Origin of the sequence: Actinomadura kijaniata NBRC 14229, assembly GCF_001552175.1 — a bacterium.
GTDB classification, from domain to species: domain Bacteria; phylum Actinomycetota; class Actinomycetes; order Streptosporangiales; family Streptosporangiaceae; genus Spirillospora; species Spirillospora kijaniata.
Genome location: NZ_BCQR01000042.1, coordinates 1 through 17,121 on the forward strand (window position 1 = coordinate 1; position 17,121 = coordinate 17,121).

The 17,121-nt window shown below is 74.4% G+C and carries 16 protein-coding genes; 9 read left to right on the top strand and 7 right to left on the bottom strand.

The features are described 5' to 3' along the window. The first annotated feature begins 432 nt into the window (after positions 1 to 432). A complete protein-coding gene (locus AKI01S_RS14955) occupies positions 433 to 1,098 on the top strand; it encodes a cutinase family protein (protein WP_067816834.1) in 666 nt (221 codons plus the stop codon). Positions 1,099 to 1,887: 789 nt separating this feature from the next. Here AKI01S_RS14955 and AKI01S_RS14960 read toward each other — a convergent pair. Next, positions 1,888 to 2,346, bottom strand: a complete 459-nt coding sequence (locus AKI01S_RS14960; protein ID WP_067816836.1) for a MarR family winged helix-turn-helix transcriptional regulator — start codon at positions 2,344 to 2,346, stop codon at positions 1,888 to 1,890. 131 nt (positions 2,347 to 2,477) lie between these two features. Here AKI01S_RS14960 and AKI01S_RS14965 point away from each other — a divergent pair, with 131 nt between their 5' ends. Continuing rightward, positions 2,478 to 3,671 carry an MFS transporter gene (locus AKI01S_RS14965; RefSeq protein ID WP_067816838.1) on the top strand — a complete coding sequence of 398 codons (1,194 nt, stop codon included), beginning with the start codon at positions 2,478 to 2,480 and terminating at the stop codon, positions 3,669 to 3,671. 39 nt (positions 3,672 to 3,710) lie between these two features. Here the strand turns inward: AKI01S_RS14965 and AKI01S_RS14970 are convergent, their stop codons facing one another. Further along, a complete protein-coding gene (locus AKI01S_RS14970) occupies positions 3,711 to 4,583 on the bottom strand; it encodes a LysR family transcriptional regulator (RefSeq protein ID WP_218009684.1) in 873 nt (290 codons plus the stop codon). 108 nt (positions 4,584 to 4,691) lie between these two features. Between AKI01S_RS14970 and AKI01S_RS14975 the strand changes: the two genes are divergently transcribed. After that, the gene (locus AKI01S_RS14975; RefSeq protein ID WP_218009685.1) at positions 4,692 to 5,825 is read left to right on the top strand and encodes an MFS transporter; all 1,134 of its coding nucleotides are present in this window, start codon (positions 4,692 to 4,694) and stop codon (positions 5,823 to 5,825) included. Between the two features lie 63 nt (positions 5,826 to 5,888). Further along, complete coding sequence (locus AKI01S_RS14980; protein ID WP_067816844.1) at positions 5,889 to 6,398, top strand: O-acetyl-ADP-ribose deacetylase; 510 nt, start codon at positions 5,889 to 5,891, stop codon at positions 6,396 to 6,398. Here the strand turns inward: AKI01S_RS14980 and AKI01S_RS14985 are convergent. Together AKI01S_RS14985 and AKI01S_RS14990 are read right to left on the bottom strand one after the other, a co-directional pair. Beyond that, the gene (locus AKI01S_RS14985) at positions 6,395 to 6,853 is read right to left on the bottom strand and encodes a universal stress protein (RefSeq protein WP_067816846.1); all 459 of its coding nucleotides are present in this window, start codon (positions 6,851 to 6,853) and stop codon (positions 6,395 to 6,397) included. The genes AKI01S_RS14980 and AKI01S_RS14985 overlap by 4 nt on opposite strands. A gap of 84 nt (positions 6,854 to 6,937) precedes the next feature. Further along, positions 6,938 to 7,726 carry a TIGR03084 family metal-binding protein gene (locus tag AKI01S_RS14990; protein ID WP_067816849.1) on the bottom strand — a complete coding sequence of 263 codons (789 nt, stop codon included), beginning with the start codon at positions 7,724 to 7,726 and terminating at the stop codon, positions 6,938 to 6,940. A gap of 102 nt (positions 7,727 to 7,828) precedes the next feature. Between AKI01S_RS14990 and AKI01S_RS14995 the strand changes: the two genes are divergently transcribed. Further along, the gene (locus tag AKI01S_RS14995; protein ID WP_067816851.1) at positions 7,829 to 8,545 is read left to right on the top strand and encodes a carbon-nitrogen hydrolase family protein; all 717 of its coding nucleotides are present in this window, start codon (positions 7,829 to 7,831) and stop codon (positions 8,543 to 8,545) included. On the opposite strand, the gene AKI01S_RS15000 is transcribed toward AKI01S_RS14995, so the two are convergent. Continuing rightward, complete coding sequence (locus tag AKI01S_RS15000; protein WP_067816852.1) at positions 8,535 to 10,160, bottom strand: AMP-binding protein; 1,626 nt, start codon at positions 10,158 to 10,160, stop codon at positions 8,535 to 8,537. The genes AKI01S_RS14995 and AKI01S_RS15000 overlap by 11 nt on opposite strands. 109 nt (positions 10,161 to 10,269) lie before the next feature. On the opposite strand from AKI01S_RS15000, the gene AKI01S_RS15005 reads away from it, so the two are divergent. After that, complete coding sequence (locus AKI01S_RS15005) at positions 10,270 to 11,118, top strand: methylase (protein ID WP_067816854.1); 849 nt, start codon at positions 10,270 to 10,272, stop codon at positions 11,116 to 11,118. On the opposite strand, the gene AKI01S_RS15010 is transcribed toward AKI01S_RS15005, so the two are convergent. Continuing rightward, a complete protein-coding gene (locus tag AKI01S_RS15010; protein ID WP_067816856.1) occupies positions 11,081 to 13,420 on the bottom strand; it encodes a PEP/pyruvate-binding domain-containing protein in 2,340 nt (779 codons plus the stop codon). The genes AKI01S_RS15005 and AKI01S_RS15010 overlap by 38 nt on opposite strands. Before the next feature lie 63 nt (positions 13,421 to 13,483). Further along, a complete protein-coding gene (locus tag AKI01S_RS15015; RefSeq protein WP_067816858.1) occupies positions 13,484 to 14,242 on the bottom strand; it encodes an SDR family NAD(P)-dependent oxidoreductase in 759 nt (252 codons plus the stop codon). Between the two features lie 172 nt (positions 14,243 to 14,414). On the opposite strand from AKI01S_RS15015, the gene mshA reads away from it, so the two are divergent. From mshA to AKI01S_RS15030, 3 genes are all read left to right on the top strand, one after another. After that, a complete protein-coding gene (mshA, locus tag AKI01S_RS15020) occupies positions 14,415 to 15,725 on the top strand; it encodes a D-inositol-3-phosphate glycosyltransferase (RefSeq protein ID WP_067816860.1) in 1,311 nt (436 codons plus the stop codon). Between the two features lie 82 nt (positions 15,726 to 15,807). After that, the gene (locus AKI01S_RS15025) at positions 15,808 to 16,299 is read left to right on the top strand and encodes a type III secretion system chaperone family protein (protein WP_067816862.1); all 492 of its coding nucleotides are present in this window, start codon (positions 15,808 to 15,810) and stop codon (positions 16,297 to 16,299) included. A 36-nt stretch (positions 16,300 to 16,335) separates the two neighbouring features. Further along, positions 16,336 to 17,088: a phosphoglyceromutase gene (locus AKI01S_RS15030; protein WP_067816865.1), complete on the top strand. Its 753-nt coding sequence runs from the start codon at positions 16,336 to 16,338 to the stop codon at positions 17,086 to 17,088. The last annotated feature ends 33 nt before the right edge of the window (positions 17,089 to 17,121 follow it).

Genomic DNA, 17,121 nt, shown 5'->3' on the forward strand with positions numbered 1-17,121 from the left:
GACCCCGGCAGGGCTCTGCACCCACACCCCCGCGGGGCTCTGCCGCACACCCCTCGGCAGGGGCGCCGCCGCCACACCCCCGGCAAGGGTCCTGCCCCACACCCCTGGTGGGAGCTCCGTCCTCTACTGCGACCGCCAGCGATAACTGTCACCTGCCAGCGGTATCTGTCACTGAGGGCAACCTGTGAATCCCCGTCGTGCTGAGCCGGCAGGCATGGGGCCTTCGTCAAAAGTACACGAATGTTTGCTTGAAGGGCGCCTCCCGGTTTCGATGATGATCTAGCGAGCATCAGTCCATTCATCGGAGCAGCCGCGCGGTCCGCAATCGGGACCACGGCCGGTATCCGCCAGAGAAGGGAGAGCCTGGCGCCGCTGCTCGGTCGACACCCCTGCTCGGTCGACACCCCAAACGCACCAAGAAGAGGGGATCGAATGAGAAGACTCTCCGCTCTATCGGCCAGTCTGCTGGCGCTGACCGGACTCACCGTGCCGATGGCGCCCGCCGCGCAGGCGGCCTCGTGCGAGGGCACATACACGATCGCGGTCGGCGGCACCTGGGACAACGACTCCAGAATCTGGACGGGCAACGTCACCCAACGGGTCGGCTACAACGCCACTCCGGCCCCCGCCTCCCCACCCACCGGCTACAACGTCCGGGAGGGCACCAACGAGCTGAACCGGCTCATCCGCAACCAGCGCAACGCGTGCCCGGGCCAGCACATCAAGGCGCTCGGCTACTCGCTGGGCGCCGCGGTGGTCCACACCTGGGTCACGGAGAACTGGCCGACCATCGACAACGTGAACGCGGTCCTGGTCGCCGACCCCAAGCGCCCGGCGGGCCCGGGTAACGCGGGGGCCGCGGCCCACCCGCTCGTCGCCCCCTTCGTCGGGTTCCCGCTCGCCCACGCCGACGATTTCTACGGCGACATCCCCACCGTGTCGATCTGCACCAACGACCTCATCTGCGACATCAGCGCGTCCTCGGGCCTGCCCGGCTACCTGTGGGGAGGGAACCACGGGGCCTACAGCTTCAACGTCGACGACTACTCCAACGACGGCAACGGCACGTGGTACAACGGCCGGTTCTTCCCCCGGTAAGGAACTGCCAACCCAACGATGCGACTGGCCCTGCATCGGCAGACCTTGAGAACCCGCAGCTCCGTCAGTGCGCGGGCTCAACCCTGCCATCACCTCGGATCCCCATCACGACCCGGGTGATCGTCGAGCCTGGTTCGAATCTGCCGATGTAGGGCCGCATCAAAGGGCCGCTGGTGGTCAACCGCGCTTGTGCCGAGACCGCGATACAGGCGGATGCGGACACAGCCGAGATCGCCACCGATCCTGACGAACGCAGCAACCCCGATCTTGGGGCGGACACCGGTGTCCGCTTCGCCACGCCGAAGCTGATCCCAGATGACAGGCATCCCTTGCAGCCCGCAGCTTGTGACACCTATCCCTTGCGAGAAGTGACAACCAACGCTGGTGGCTCAACTATCGCTCCAGGTCATCAAGGGCGTCTGGTGACAGGTATCGCTGGCGGTCACATCTACACCCCCGGTGGGGGCGCTGCCTCTACAGCCCGGTGGGGGTGCTGTCCCTACAACCCCGGCGGGGGCTCTGCTCCCACACCCCTCGACAGGGGCGCCGCCACGCCCTCGGCAGGGGTCCTGCCCCACATCCCTGGCGGGGCCTCCGCCCCCTACACCCCCGGCGGGGGCGCTGTCCCTACAACCCCTTGTGGGGCTTCGCCCCCACAGCCCCGGCAGGGACGCCGCCCGCACAACCCCGGCAGGGCTTCGCCGCACGCCCCTCGCCGGGCTTCGGCCCTACGGGTCCCGGCTCACTGTCCCCTCGATCGTGAGTGGGGGGCGGGGCTTGCGGCATTGTCTAGGAGACCAGGTTCAGGTCCTCGACGGCCCTTGCCAGTGGGGCCAGTTCGGGGTCTTCGGTGGCCTGGTCGAGGGCCTCGCGCAGTGCCCGCTCGTTCGTGGGGCGGGCCTCGGCCAGCAGTTTCGCTCCGGCCTCGGTCACGTCGGTGTAGATGCCGCGTCGGTCGGTCGGGCACAGGTAGCGCTGGAGCAGTCCACGGTCCTCCAGCCGCGTCACCAGGCGGGTGGTGGCGCTCTTGCTCAGTGCGACGGCGTGTGCGACCTGGTGCATCTGCAGGTGGCCGCCCTCGCCGTCGTGCTGGCGGCTGAGCACCTCCAGCAGGGAGTACTCGCGCACGCTCAGGGCGTGCCCGGCCTGGAGGGCGCGTTCGATGTGCGACTCGATCCGGTCGTGCAGCAGGGACAGCGCGCTCCAACCCTGCGCGAGCGCGGTCATCGCGGGATCTGTGGCGGTCACGGCCGGTCCTCTCCTCGGTGCGTCCCCAGGATACTCGTCGCCTGAAATATAGCGCGCTTGCAATCATCGTCGTATGCAACTATTGTCGACGCTTGTTATCGCTGCACGCAACACCTGAGGGGGACGCTCCCATGCCGCTGGCACTGCTGGCCCTGGCGATCGGGGCCTTCGGCATCGGCACCACCGAATTCGTGATCATGGGGCTGCTGCCCGAGGTCGCCGCCGACTTCGGCGTCTCGATCCCCACCGCCGGATGGCTGGTCTCCGGCTACGCCCTCGGCGTGGTGGCGGGAGCGCCGCTCATGACGGTCCTGGGCACCAGGATCACCCGCAAGCGCATGCTGATGCTGCTGATGGGCCTGTTCATCGCGGGCAACGCGCTGTCGGCCGTCGCCCCGACGTTCGAGGTCATGCTCGCCGGGCGGATCGTCGCCTCGTTCAACCACGGCGCGTTCTTCGGGATCGGCGCGGTCGTGGCCGCAGACCTGGTCGCCCCGCACCGCCGGGCCGCCGCGATCTCGCTCATGTTCACCGGGCTGACCGTCGCCAACGTGGTCGGCGTCCCGTTCGGCACCCTGGTCGGGCAGAACGCCGGATGGCGCGTCACGTTCGCGATCGTCGCGGGCCTCGGCGTGCTCGGCCTGCTCGGCGTCGCCAGGCTGGTGCCCGCGCAGCCGCGCGACACCAGCGTGCGGATCCGGCACGAGCTGGCCGCGTTCGGCAACGTCCAGGTCCTGCTCGCCCTCGGCATGACCGTGCTCGGCTTCGGCGGCGTGTTCGCCGCGATCACCTACATCGCGCCGATGCTGACCGAGGTCACCGGGTTCGCGCCCGGCGCGGTGTCCTGGATGCTGGTCCTGCTCGGCCTCGGCATGGTCGCCGGGAACCTGGTCGGCGGCCGCTACGCCGACCGCCACCTGATGCCGTTCCTGATCGCCACGCTCGGCGGCGTGACCGTGGCACTGGGCCTGTTCACGTTCACCGCGCACGACAAGGTCGCCGCCGCCGTGACGCTGTTCCTGGTCGGCGCGCTGGGCTTCGCGACCGTCCCGCCGCTGCAGAAGCGCATCCTGGACCAGGCGTCGGCCGCGCCCACCATGGCCTCGGCCGTGAACATCGGCGCGTTCAACCTCGGCAACGCCCTGGCGGCCTGGCTCGGCGGCGTCACCATCGCCGCGAACCTCGGCTACACCTCCCCCAACTGGGTCGGCGCGCTGCTGTCGGGATCGGCCCTGCTGCTGGCGCTGCTGGCGGCCGTCCTCGACCGCCGTCCCGCCGCGTCCCGGGCGGCCGCCCCGGAACGCGAGCCGGCCGAGGTCGGCTGAGCCTTCCGCGTCGGTCCGCCGTTCTCCGGATGATCCACCTCAGCCGGTGAGGACGCGGGCGAACGCGTCCAGGCGCGCGGTCCGGTTGGCGGGGAGCCAGACCAGCGTGAGCGACGACGGCGGCAGGCCCTCCACCGGGACGGCCGTCAGGTCCGCGCGCCGGTGGTGGCGGGCCGTGGCGGCGCACATGAGCATGGCGCCGCGGCCGACCGCCGCCATCGTCAGGCCCTCCTGCAACGTCGCCACCACCGGCCCGCGCGGGATCGGGCGGCCGTCCGGCGTCGCGGCGGGGGACTGCGCCTCCCGCCAGTAACGCGGGGCGGGGTCGGCGAGGCCGATCACCGGGCAGCCGGCCAGGTCCTCCGCCCGCACCGCGGCCCGCGCCGCGAACGGGTGCCGCGCCGACACCACCAGCGTCACCGGCTCCACCGAGAACACCGGGCCCGCCGCCAGGTCCGGCTCCTCGACGGGCGTCAGCACGATCGCCGCGTCCACCTCGGCCCGCCGCACCGCCCCGAACGGGTCCGACAGCGGCAGCTCCGTCACCTCGACCTCGCATCCGGGGTGCTCGTCCCGGAACGCCGCGACCGCGTCCAGCAGGCGTTCGCTCAACGTCCCGGCGAACCCCAGCCGCAGCACCCCGTCGACCCCGCGCGCGTCGGCCCGCGCCCGCTCGAACGCCTCGCGCAGCGCGTCGTAGGCCGGGCGCAGGTCCGCCAGGAAGCGTTCGCCCAGCGGCGTCAGCCGTACCCGCCGGCTCGTGCGCTCCACCAGCCGCCCCCCGACCCGGCTCTCCAGCGACCGCAGGAGCTGGCTCACCCGGCTCTGCGACACGTAGAGCCGGTCGGCGGCGCGGCCGAAGTGCAGCTCCTCGCTCAGCGCGAGGAAGCACTCCAGTTCGCGGATCTCCACAGCGGTCCCCTCCTGCATCGATGAGCCCAGCTGATCCAAGGATGCGGGGTTCGCCGTTGTTCCGGCGGCGCGGCCCCCGCACGCTCGGTGACCATGAAGGTGACGACGATGACCGAACGCCCGTCCTGGCCCGCCGTCGGCGCGGTGGCGACCGGGACGTTCACGGTGGTGACGACCGAGATGGTGCCGGTGGGCCTGCTGCCGGCCGTGGAGCGGGGCTTCTCCGTCTCGGCGGGCACGGCGGGGCTCACCATGACCGTTCCGGGCCTGGTCGCGGCGGTGGCCGCCCCCGCCCTGACGGTCGCCGCCGGACGCCGCGACCGCCGCACGGTGCTGCTGGCCCTGGTCGCGCTGCTCACCGCCGCCAACCTGCTGTCGGCGGTCGCGCCCGCGTTCTGGGTGCTGCTGACCGCCCGCGTGCTGGTCGGCGTCGCGATCGGCGGCGTGTGGGCGATCGCCGCCGGGGTCGCCGTCCGGCTGGTCCCCGAGCGCTCCGCCGGGACCGCCACCTCCCTGGTGTTCGGCGGCATCGCGGTCGCGTCGGTCCTCGGCGTCCCGGCGGGCACGCTGGTCGGGGAGGCGGCGGGCTGGCGGGCGGCGTTCGGGACGCTGGCCGTGCTGTCCCTGCTGGTGCTGCTGGCGTCGGCGGCGCTGCTGCCGTCGCTTCCGGCGACGCGGGGCGTGCGGCCCGGCGAGGTCCCGGCGCTGCTGCGGGAACGCGGCGTCCGCGCCGGGCTGGCCGTGACGGTCCTGCTGGTCGTCGCGCACTTCGCGGCGTTCACCTACGTGCGCCCGGCGCTGGAGGACGTCGCGCACGTCGCCCCGCACCTGGTCAGCGCCCTGCTGCTGGCCTACGGCGTCGCGGGGGTGCTCGGCAACTTCGCGGGCGGGGCGGGCGCGGCCCGCGACCCGCGCCGCACCGCCCTGGTGCTCGGGCTGGCGGTCGCCGCGTCGGTGGCGCTGCTGCCGGTCGGCGGCGTCGGTGCGCTGATCGCCTGGGGGCTGGCCTACGGCGGCGTGTCGGTGACGCTCCAGACCTGGATGACGCGGGCCGTGCCGTGGGCCCCCGAGGCGGGGGCGGCGCTGTTCGTCGCCGCGTTCAACGTCGCCATCTCCCTGGGCGCGCTGGTCGGCGGGCGCGTCGTGGACGGCGCGGGCGTCACCGCCGTGCTGTGGACCGCCGCGGCCCTGGCCGCCGGCGCGGCGGTGGCCGCCGGGATCGCGCGCAACGCCCTACGTTGACGGTGTTTACGCTCCCGCCCGGCTGAGAAGTTCTCAGATCGCAGGCGACGGAGAGAGCGGGTCATGCAGATCACTCTGGTGCAGGGCGACATCACCGAGCAGGACGTGGACGCGGTCGTCAACGCGGCCAACTCCTCGCTGTTGGGCGGGGGCGGCGTCGACGGCGCGATCCACCGCAGGGGCGGTCCGGCGATCCTGGAGGAGTGCCGCAAGCTGCGGGCCTCGCACTACGGCGGCGGGCTGCCGACCGGGCAGGCGGTGGCCACGACCGGCGGTGACCTGCGCGCCCGCTGGGTGATCCACACCGTCGGTCCGGTCTACTCCGTCACCGAGGACCGCTCGGCGCTGCTGGCGTCCTGCTACCGCGAGTCGCTGCGGGTGGCCGACGACCTGGGGCTGCGGTCGGTCGCGTTCCCGGCGGTGTCGGCGGGCATCTACGGCTGGCCGATGGACGACGCCGCGCGCATCGCCGTCATCACGGTGCGGAGCACCGCGACCCGCGTGGAGGACGTGCGGTTCGTGCTGTTCACGCCCGACGCGTACCGGGCGTTCGAGCGCGTCCTGAACGGCTAGTCCGCGGGGGGAACGATCAGGACCGGCCGCCCGGTGTGGTGCAGCACGCGCGTGGACACGCTGCCGAGCAGCACCGATCTGGCCCCCGACAGCCCCCGCGACCCGGTGACGATCAGCGTGGCGCCCAGCTCGTCGGCGACGTTCACGATGGCCGACCAGGCGGGGCCGTCGCAGCGTTCGGCGCGGGCGGTGACGTCGGTGAACCCGGCGGCGCGGGCCCGCGCGGCGCCGTCCTCGGCGACCTTGGCGGCGTGCTCCTGCTCGGTCCACTCCTCCCCGGCGGGGTCGACGGCGGGGATCGGCCCGCCCGCGGCCAGCGGGGCCCAGGCGAGCTGGCTGAGCATCGGCTCCCAGACGGTCAGCACGGTGACCGGCTCGGGCCGCAGGTGACGGGCGGCGAACTCGACGGCGGCGCGGGCGTCGTCGGAGCCGTCGTAGGCGATCATGATGGTCATACCTGCGACCTATCCAGGATCGGCGGGAGGGAACCCGGACCGGGCGAACAGTGCGCGAACTCTCACCGGTCCGGGTCCCGCCGGTCAGACGCCGACCGGCACGGGGTCCCCGCCGGGCGGACCGGCGAACGCCTGCGCCACGTCCAGCCAGCGGTCGGCGTCCTCTCCGACCGCGGTGACCGACAGGTCGGCGCGGTGCCGCCGCCGCGTGACCAGCAGGCAGAAGTCCAGCGCCGGGCCGCTCACCGACTGCGCGGCGCCCTCGGGCCCCCACGTCCACGCCTCGCCGCCGGGCGCGGTCAGCTCGATCCGGAACGGCTCGGCGGGCGGCTCCAGCCCCCGGTTGCGGAACGCGAAGTCGCGCGTCCGGACGCCCAGGTGCGCCACGTGCCGCAGGCGGCGCGTGGGGGTCCGGTCCACGCCGAGCGCGTCGGCGACGTCCTGCGCGTGCGCCCAGGTCTCCATGATCCGCGCGGTCGCCATCGACGCGGTGCCCATCGGCGGCCCGAACCAGGGCAGCTCGGCGCCGAGCGGCGCGGCGGCCAGCGCCTCGATCACCTGGCGGCGGCAGGCCCGCCAGCGGTCCAGCAGCTTGTCGGGGTGGTCCCGCGCGCCCTCGGCCGCGCCCTCGTCGACCGCTTCGGCGAGCTCGGCCTTGGCGCGTTCCACGAAGGCGGCGAACGCGGCCGGGTCGGTGGCCGCCAGGATGGCCTGGCGGTCGGTCCAGGCGAGGTGGGAGATCTGGTGGGCGATCGTCCAGCCCGCCGCGGGCGTCGGCGTGGCCCAGCCCTCGGCGGGCAGCGGGGAGACCAGCGCGTCCAGGGCGTCGCCCTCGGCCGCCAGGTCGGAGAGCAGCGTGCGTAGATCCGGCATTCCGTCAGAATCGCGTGTGCGGGGCGTTCCGTACAGACCCGGACGGGTGGGATTTCGGCGGCGCTCTAGGGTGGTCCCGTGATCCAGGACGGGAGGTCAGGGGTGGGACGAACGGAACGGCGCGCGGAACGGCGGCCGCTGAGCGTCGCGGTGGCGCAGCCGAGGTGCGTGGCCCATGACGTGGCGGCCAACGCGGTCGCCCACGCGGAGGCGGTGCGGGCGGCGGACGCGCGGGTGGTGGTGTTCCCCGAGCTGTCGCTGACCGGGTACGAGCTGGACGCCGTCCCGGTCGACCCGGGCGACGAGCGGCTGGCCCCGATCGTCGCGGCGTGCGCCGAGACCGGGACGCTCGCCCTGGTCGGCGCGCCGGTGCCGGGCCCGTACATCGGCGTCCTGGCGGTGGACGGCGAGGGCGCGCGCGTCGTCTACGGCAAGACGTACCTGCACGGCAGCGAGGCCGACCGGTTCAAGGCCGGCGAGCCCGCCGTGATCGAGGTGGACGGCTGGCGGCTGGGCCTGGCCGTGTGCCGCGACACCGGCGTCCCCGAGCACGCCGAGCGCACCGCGGCGCTCGGCATCGACGGCTACGTCGCCGGGGTCGTGCACGCCGACCACGAGGCCGGGGTCCACGGTGAACGCGCCCGCCGCGTCGTCGCCGACCACGGCGTGTGGGCCGCGACGGCGGCGTTCGCGGGCCCGACCGGCGGCGGTTTCGACCGCACCTCCGGCCGGTCGGGGATCTGGTCGGCCGAGGGCGCGCTGCTCGCCGAGGCGGGCGAGGCCCCGGACGAGGTCGTGCGGGCGGTGTTCACGCCCTAGCGGCGTCCCCGGCGACCAGCGCGCGGGCCCTGGCGTAGTCGGCCTTGCCGTTGGGCAGCCGCAGGCTCTCGCCGGTCCGCGCGAACGCCTTGGGGATCTTGTAGCGGGCCAGGTGGGCGGCGCAGCCCGCGCGCAGCTCGGCGTCGGTCGGCGCGGGCTCCGCCACCCGCAGCACCGCCACGATCTCGGTGCCCCAGCGTTCGCTGGGGCGCCCCACCACCAGCGCGTCGGCGACGCCCGGCAGGTTCCGCAGCACCGCCTCGACCTCCTCGGCGAACACCTTCTCGCCGCCGGTGTTGATCGTGGTGGCCTCCCGGCCGTGCACCTCCACGGTCCCGTCGGCCAGCAGGCGCGCCCGGTCCCCGGCGACGACGAGCCGCTCCCCGTCCACGGTCAGGAACGTCGCGGCCGTCTTGCCCGGGTCGTTCAGGTAGCCCAGCGGCAGCGCGTCCCCGCCCTTGGCGAGCCACCCCAGCTCGTCCTCGCCCGGCGCCAGCCGCCGCGTCCGGTCGGCGCTGAGCACGGCCGCCCCCGGCGCGGGCGTGAACGTCCGCCCCGCCCCGCCCCGCGTCACCGCGAACCCGCTCTCCGACGACCCGAGCACGTCGGTGATCCGCGCGTGCGGGAGGTGCTCCAGCAGCCGCGCACCGACCTCGGGGCTGATCGCGGCGGCCGAGTTCAGCAGGGTCCGCAGCGCCGGCAGATCGTGGGAGCCCCGGTCCAGCTCCGCCAGGATCGGCCGCGCGAACGCGTCCCCGACCAGCGGCATCCGGGTGACCCGCTCGCGTTCGGCGGTGCGCAGCAGGTCGGCGGCGTCCAGCCCGTCGACGCGGTCGGGGAAGACCACGCAGGCCCCGCCGCACCAGCCGCCGAGCGCCGACCAGGTGCCCGCCCCGTGCATCAGCGGCGGCCCGACCAGCACCCGGTGCCGTCCGCGCACGGCGCGCTCGACGGCCTCGTCCAGGTCGGTGATCGCGGTGCCGTCGCGCCGCCGCAGCCCGAGGGGGCCGACCATCAGGTCGCCGATCCGCCACAGCACGCCCTTGGGCAGCCCCGTCGTGCCGCCGGTGTAGAGGATGTGCAGGTCACCGGCGTCGGGCCGGACGTCCAGCGGTGCGTCCGACGCCCCGGCGAGCGCGGCCTCGTAGTCGAGCGCCCCCGGCAGCGGGTCCGCGCCGGACCCGTCGGCGACCTGGAGCAGCAGCGGGGCGCGCTCCAGCTTCGGCACGACCCGGCCGATCGCCGCCGCGAACCGCGCGTGGTACACGATCGCCGCCGGGCGCGCGTCCGCGAACAGCCGCACCAGCTCGTCGTCGACGTAGCGGTAGTTGACGTTGAATGGCGCGACCCGCGCCCGGTGCGCGCCGAGCAGCCCCTCCAGGTACTCGGGGCCGTTGTGCAGGTAGAGCGCCAGGTGGTCGTGCGGCGACTCCCAGGGCTCGACGGCCCCGCCGTGCCGCCCCAGCCCGGCGTCGTGCAGGACGCGGGCCAGGCGGCGGCCGCGTTCGGACACCTCGCGCCAGGTCATCCGGCGGTCCCGCCAGACCAGGCACTCGCGTTCGGGAACGGCCGCCGCTATGGCCTCGTGCAGGGTCGCCAGGTCGAGCTGGGGCATCGCCTCTCCTCCCAGAAGTACCGCCGGAGAGCACCGTAACCGAACCCTTACCGAATCCGGTTCGGCGGGGTGGTCCCGGCCGTTCCCGCCGGGGCGGGACAATGGCGGGATGGCCCGCACGACCAGGCCCCGGGGGGAGGTGACCCGGGGCACCACCAACCCCAACCGGCTCCGCCGCATGGACCGCTGGATCGCCGCCACCCGGGCCGGGGCGCTGCGCGCCGGGGACCGTCCCCTGGCCGTCGACCTCGGGTACGGCGCGTCGCCGATCACCGCCGTCGAGCTGTACACGCGGCTGCGCGCGGTCTCGCCCCGGCTGGAGGTCGCCGGGATCGAGATCGAGCCCGACCGGGTCGCCGCCGGGCTGGCGTTCCTGCGCGCCCACCCCGGCCACGACGGCCTGTCGTTCCTGCGCGGCGGCTTCGAGCTGCCCGTGGACCGGCCCCCGAACCTGGTCCGCGCCGCCAACGTCCTGCGCCAGTACGAGGAGCCCGCCGCCTGGCGCGCCTGGGACGACCTGTGCTCCCGGCTCGCCCCCGGCGGCGTCCTGGTCGAGGGCACCTGCGACGAGCTCGGCCGCCGCCATGTCTGGGTCGCCCTGGAACGCGGCGCGCCCACCGGACGCGGCGCCGTCCGCGCCGCACCGCGGACGATCACGTTCGCGGCGCATCTGCCGACCCTGGGCACCCCTTCCGACCTGGCCGAACGCCTTCCCAAGACGCTGATCCACCGCAACGTCCCCGGCGAACGCGTGCACGCCCTGCTCGCCGAGTTCGACCGCTGCTGGGCGGTGGCCGCGCCGCAGTCGGTGTTCGGGCCCCGCGCCCGCTGGGTCGCCGCCGTGGAACTGCTGGCCCGCTCCTACCCGGTCCTGACCCGCCCGCCGTTCGGGGGACGGGCCCGGTGGCGGCTGGGCGAGGTCACGGTGCCGTGGTCAGCGGTCGATCCACGGGCGTGACCAGCCGCACCAGCCCCCGCGCCGCGTCCAGCCGGACCCGGTCGCCGGTCCGCAGCAGCGTCGTGGCCGACTCCGCCCCGACCACGGCCGGAACGCCCAGCTCCCGCGCCACCACGGCGGCCTCGGAGAAGGGCGCCCCCACGTTCGTCACCACGGCCGCCGCGCGCGGGAACAGCGGCGTCCAGCCGACGTTCGCGACCGGCGCCACCAGGATCTCCCCGGGCCGCAGCGCGTCGCCCTCCTCGACCGCGTGCAGCACCCGCACCACGCCCTCGGCCGTCCCGCCGGTGCCCGTCGCACTCATGATCACCATGCCGTCCGCCCGGACGTTCGCGCCCTGCGGGTCCGGCGTCATCCGGTAGCGCTCGTACGCCCGCCGCCGCCCGGTCCCGCGCCGCAGCGCCGTCCCGTCGCCGCCGAGCACCTCCACGATCTCCTCGGCGGTCAGGAAGAACACCGCGTCGCCGAGCGCGGTCACCTCCCCGGCCCGCAGCACGAACGCCCGCAGCACCCCGAACACCCGCGCCACCTCCGACCGCACCGCCGCCCGCAGGTGGAACCCCTCGGCCCACGCGCCGATCCCGCGCCGCAGGGCCGTCACCCGGTGGGGATGCCGCGCCCGCAGCAGCAGCCACGCCTCCCGGACCGCCGCCCGCCGCTCCGCGAGCAGGTCGAGCGCGTCCGGCCCGGGCGCCCCCGACCACCGGGCGACCCAGCCGGGCTCCTCGGCCGGACGCGGCATCGCCACCTCGAACTCGTGCGCCGACCGGTGCCCCCACCGGCGCAGGTAGCCGTCCTCGGCCAGGTCGCCGCGCGCCGCCCGCGCCAGCCCCGTCACCGGCCCGAACACCGCGAACGGGTCCTTCCCGGCCGCCCGCAGCCCGGCGAACACCGCGTTGGCGTCGTCCGTCCCGACCAGCCGCTCCAGCCTGCGGAACACGTCCGGGGCCTCGCCGTCGTCGAGCCCGGCGGCGGCCGCGACCCGGCACGCCTCCAGGAAGTAGGGGCGGATCTCCCGGTTCCACAGCCGGACCAGCTTGCGGGGCTCCCCGGCCGCGCGGACGCGCCGCCGGAGATTGTCGCAGTGGTCCGGCGCGCTCGCCAGGAAGCCGGGGATCCGCCGCCGGTCCAGCCGCGCCCGGGCCGCGCCGACCAGGTGCGCCGGTGCGCGCGGCTCCGGGTCGAGGCTCGTGTAGAGGTGGCCGCCGAGGTTCCCGTACCGCCGCCCGGACGCCGCGCCGACCGTGTCCAGCAGCGTCCGCACCAGCGACCACGTGCACGGCGTCATCACGTCCGGAACGGCCTCCCCGATCCCGCCCCGGCTCCACGCCCGGTCGCCGGGGCGGCCGTCGCCGTCCCCGGCGGCCCGGTGCTCGTCCATCGGCCGCGCCCTGATCAGGTACGGGTGGTCGTCGGCCCAGGCCCACTCCACCCGCATCGGCCGCCCCGCCGCCTGCTCCACGCGGTCCCCGAACCGGGCCAGCTCGGCGGCCTGCCCGGGGGTCAGGACCGGCCGGGTCCGCAGCTCGGCGGGCTGCGGCCCGAACGTCCCGTCCGGCAGCGCCCGCACCGACTTGGCCGCGACCCGCCGCGCGACGATCCGCCGCGACCGCCGGTCCAGCACCAGCACGTCGGGGATGGTCCTACGCTCGACCACGGCCGCGCCCCCGCCCCACACCGCGTGCACCACCGCGTGCGCGGCGTCGCCGGGGGCGGAGGTGCACAGCGTCCCGCCCGCCTCGGCGGCCACCATCGACTGCACCACCACGCCCACCGCCGCGAACTCGTGGTCGATCCGCCGGTGGTTGCGGAAGTCGATCGCCCGCGCCGACCACAGCGACGCCCACGCGTCGCGGACCGCCGCCAGCACCGCCGCCTCGCCCCGCACGTCCAGGAGCGTCGCCAGCCGCCCGCCCTGCAGCGCCTCGGGCCGCTCGATCGGCGCGCCGCCCAGGTCCCACGCCGACGCCGCGCGCACCGCGACCGCATGGTCCTGGGCGCCCAGGTCCGCGTACGCCCAGCGGATCTGCCCGGCCAGGTCGTCCGGCAGGTCGTGCGCGGCGAACAGCGCGGCGATCCGGCGTTCGGCCTCCTCCGGATCCAGCGCGGCCACCGCCCGCAGGATCCGCGGCTGGAGCTCCGCGCCGTCGACGTACCGCCAGTACGCGCCCGAGGTCACCAGGAACCCCGTCGGCACGGGCAGCCCCGCCTCCGTCAGCCGTTCCAGCGACGCCCCCGTGGCCCCCGCCACGTCGGGCCGCACCCGTGCGCCGCCGAGCGGCACCACCCATTCCCCGGCCATGACCGTCCCCCCGAGTCAGGCTTTTACCGGGGGGGATACCCGGACGTGCCGGAGCCGACCCGCCTAGACGCGGTGCAGCTTGTACGGGGCGGCCTGGACGCGCGGCTGCACGTCGATCCGGTCGATGTTCACGTGCGACGGCCGCGTCACCGCCCACGCCACACAGTCGGCGACGTCCTCGGCCACCAGCGGCTCGGGAACGCCCTCGTACGGCTTGGCGGCCCGCTCGGCGTCGCCCTTGAACCGCACCAGCGCGAACTCGTCGGTCCGCACCAGCCCCGGCGCGATCTCGGTGACCCGGACCGGCTCGGCGACCAGCTCCAGCCGCAGCACCTCGTTCACCGCGTAGGCGGCGTGCTTGGCGGCGTTGTACCCGGCCCCGCCCTCGTAGGGGACGTGCGCGGCCAGCGAGGTGATGTTGACGATGTGGCCGTCGCCGCCCGCGACCAGCTTGGGCAGCAGCGCCTTGGTCACCCGCAGCAGGCCCAGCACGTTCGTGTCGTACATCGCCTGCCAGTCGGCCGGGTCGGCGTCGGCGACCGGCTCCAGGCCGAGCGCGCCACCCGCGTTGTTGACCAGCACGTGGACCGCGTCCAGGGACCCGGCCAGCGCGTCCACCGACTCCTGGTCGGTGACGTCCAGCACGACCGGCGCGACCTTGCCCGCGCCCGGCACGCCCTCCGCGATCTCCTTGGCCAGCGCGTCCAGCCGGTCGCGCCGCCGGGCCGCCAGCACGACGTTGAACCCCTCGGCCGCCAGGCGCCGCGCCGTGGCCGCGCCGATCCCACTGCTCGCTCCGGTAACCACCGCCGTCTTCCGCATGCGCACAGCTTTCCAGAACCGCGCGAACGGCCCGCGCACCGGGGTCAACCGCAGGTCATCGCGGGGTCAACGGGCGTGATGACCGTCACGCCCGGCCACCGCGACGGTTGATCGCCCACGTGCGGGAACACCTGACACCCTGGATAGGTTGCACTACCGGAGGTGGTGTCCGGTGTCGCGTCGTATCAGCCGGGTTGCGACGATCAGTGTTCATACTTCGCCCCTCGACCAACCGGGCACGGGCGACGCGGGCGGGATGAACGTCTACGTCGTCGAGGTCGCCAAGCGCCTCGCCGACCGGGGCGTCGAGGTCGACATCTTCACCCGGGCCACCTCGCGGGCCCTGCCGCCGGTCGTCGAGCTGGTCCCCGGCGTGCTCGTCCGCAACGTCGTGGCGGGCCCGTTCGAGGAGCTCGACAAGGCCGAGCTGCCGCGCCAGCTGTGCGGGTTCACCTCCGAGGTCCTGCGCACCGAGGCCGCCCACGACCCCGGCCACTACGACCTGCTGCACACCCACTACTGGCTCTCCGGCCAGGCGGGCTGGGCCGCCAAGCAGCGCTGGGGCGTCCCGCTCGTGCACTCCATGCACACCATGGCCAAGGTCAAGAACGCCGCGCTGGCCGAGGGCGACAGGCCCGAGCCCGCCGAACGCGTCCTCGGCGAGGAGCAGGTCGTCGAGTCCGCCGACCGGCTGGTCGCCAACACCGCCAAGGAGGCCCGCGAGCTGATCGGGCTGTACGGCGCCGACCCCGCCCGCGTCGCGACCGTCAGCCCCGGCGCGGACCTCTCGCTGTTCCAGCCCGAGTCCCTGATCGCCCGCAGCACCGGCCTGCTCCCGCACCGCACCGCCCCCGCGCGCCGCCGCCTCGGCCTGCCCCGCGACGCCTACGTCCTGCTGTTCGTGGGCCGCATCCAGCCGCTCAAGGCCCCCGACGTCCTCCTGCACGCCGCCGCCCGCATGCTGCGGGCCGACCCGTCGCTGCGGTCCCGGCTGGTCGTCGCCGTGGTCGGCGGTCCGTCCGGCTCCGGCCGCGAACGCCCCGAGGGCCTGCAACGCCTGGCCGCCGAGCTGGGCATCGCCGACGTCGTCCGCTTCGAGCCGCCCTGTCCCCAGCGCGAGCTGGCCGACTGGTACCGCGCCGCCGACGTGACGGTCGTCCCGTCGCACAACGAGTCGTTCGGCCTGGTCGCCGTGGAGTCCCAGGCGTGCGGCACCCCGGTCGTCGCGGCGGCCGTGGGCGGCCTGTGCACCGCCGTCAACGACGGCGAGTCCGGCCTGCTGATCAAGGGCCACGACCCGGCCGACTACGCCGCCGCCCTGCGCCGCCTGCACGACGAGCCCGGCCTGCACGCCCGCCTGGCCCGCGGCGCGGTCCGCCACGGCCGCGCGTTCGGCTGGGACGCCACCGTGGACCGCCTGCTGGAGGTGTATACCGGGGCGATGGACGAGAGGACCTCCCGCGTCATGGAGATATCCGCGTGAGTGCGCCGGCGGGGCGGAACGATCACAGTGATGGGGGAAGGCGGCGCCCTGGGGCGCCTCGGAGGCGTGCGGGAGGCACTGCGTGAGTGAGTACGGCGAGATCATCGAGGCGGCCCTGAAGTCCGCCGAGCTCGAATACGACGAGCCGCGTCCGGGCGCGTTCTTCGTCAAGCTGCCCGGTCAGCACAAGCTCGCCACCATGACGTGGCTGATCGTGGGCGACCACAGCCTGCACGTGGAGGCGTTCTTCTGCCGCCAGCCCGACGAGAACCACGCGGAGTTCTACCGCTTCCTCCTCGAACGCAACGGCCGGATGTACGGCGTCTCGTTCGCCCTGGACGAGACCGGCGACGTCTACCTGGTCGGCAGGCTGCCCCTCGCCGCCATCACCGCCGACGAGATCGACCGCGTCCTCGGCTGCGTGCTGACCTACTCCGACGAGAACTTCGACAAGGCCCTGGAGCGCGGCTTCAAGACCTCCATCCAGAAGGAGTGGGACTGGCGGGTGAAGCGCGGCGAGAGCCTGGCGAACCTCCAGGCGTTCGCGTCGTTCGCGGACCCGGCCAACCGCTGACCGGGGACCGGGGCCGGGACCGATAAGCTCTGGGCCATGGCGACCCTGGTATTGCTCCGGCATGGCGAAAGCGTGTGGAACGCGGAGGGCCTGTTCACCGGCTGGGTGGACGTCGACCTGTCCGCCAAGGGGGAGAGTGAGGCGACCAAGGGCGGCGACCTGCTGCTCGACGCCGACATCACTCCCGACGTGGTGCACACCTCGCTGCTGAAGCGGGCGATCCGCACCGCCAACATCGCGCTCGACGTGGCCGACCTGCTCTGGATCCCGGTCCGGCGCTCCTGGCGGCTCAACGAGCGCCACTACGGCGCGCTGCAGGGCAAGAACAAGGCCCAGACGCGCGAGGAGTTCGGCGAGGAGCAGTTCATGGTCTGGCGCCGCTCCTACGACACCCCGCCGCCGCCGATCAAGGACGACGACCCGCTGTCCCAGGTCAACGACCTGCGTTACGCGTCGCTGCCGTCCGAGCTGATCCCGCGCACCGAGTGCCTGGCCGACGTCGTGGACCGTCTGCTGCCGTACTGGTACGACTCGATCGTCCCCGACCTGGCCGCGAACAAGACCGTCCTGGTCGCCGCCCACGGCAACTCCCTGCGCGCCATGGTCAAGCACCTGGACAACGTCTCCGACGAGGACATCGTGGGCCTGAACATCCCCACGGGCATCCCGCTGGTGTACGAGCTGGACGACGACTTCGCCCCGCTGAAGCGCGGCGGCGAGTACCTCGACCCGGTCGCCGCGAAGGCCGCCATCGAGGCGGTCAAGAACCAGGGCGCCAAGAAGAAGTGACCCACCGACCGTGACCGGACGGCCCCGCACCGA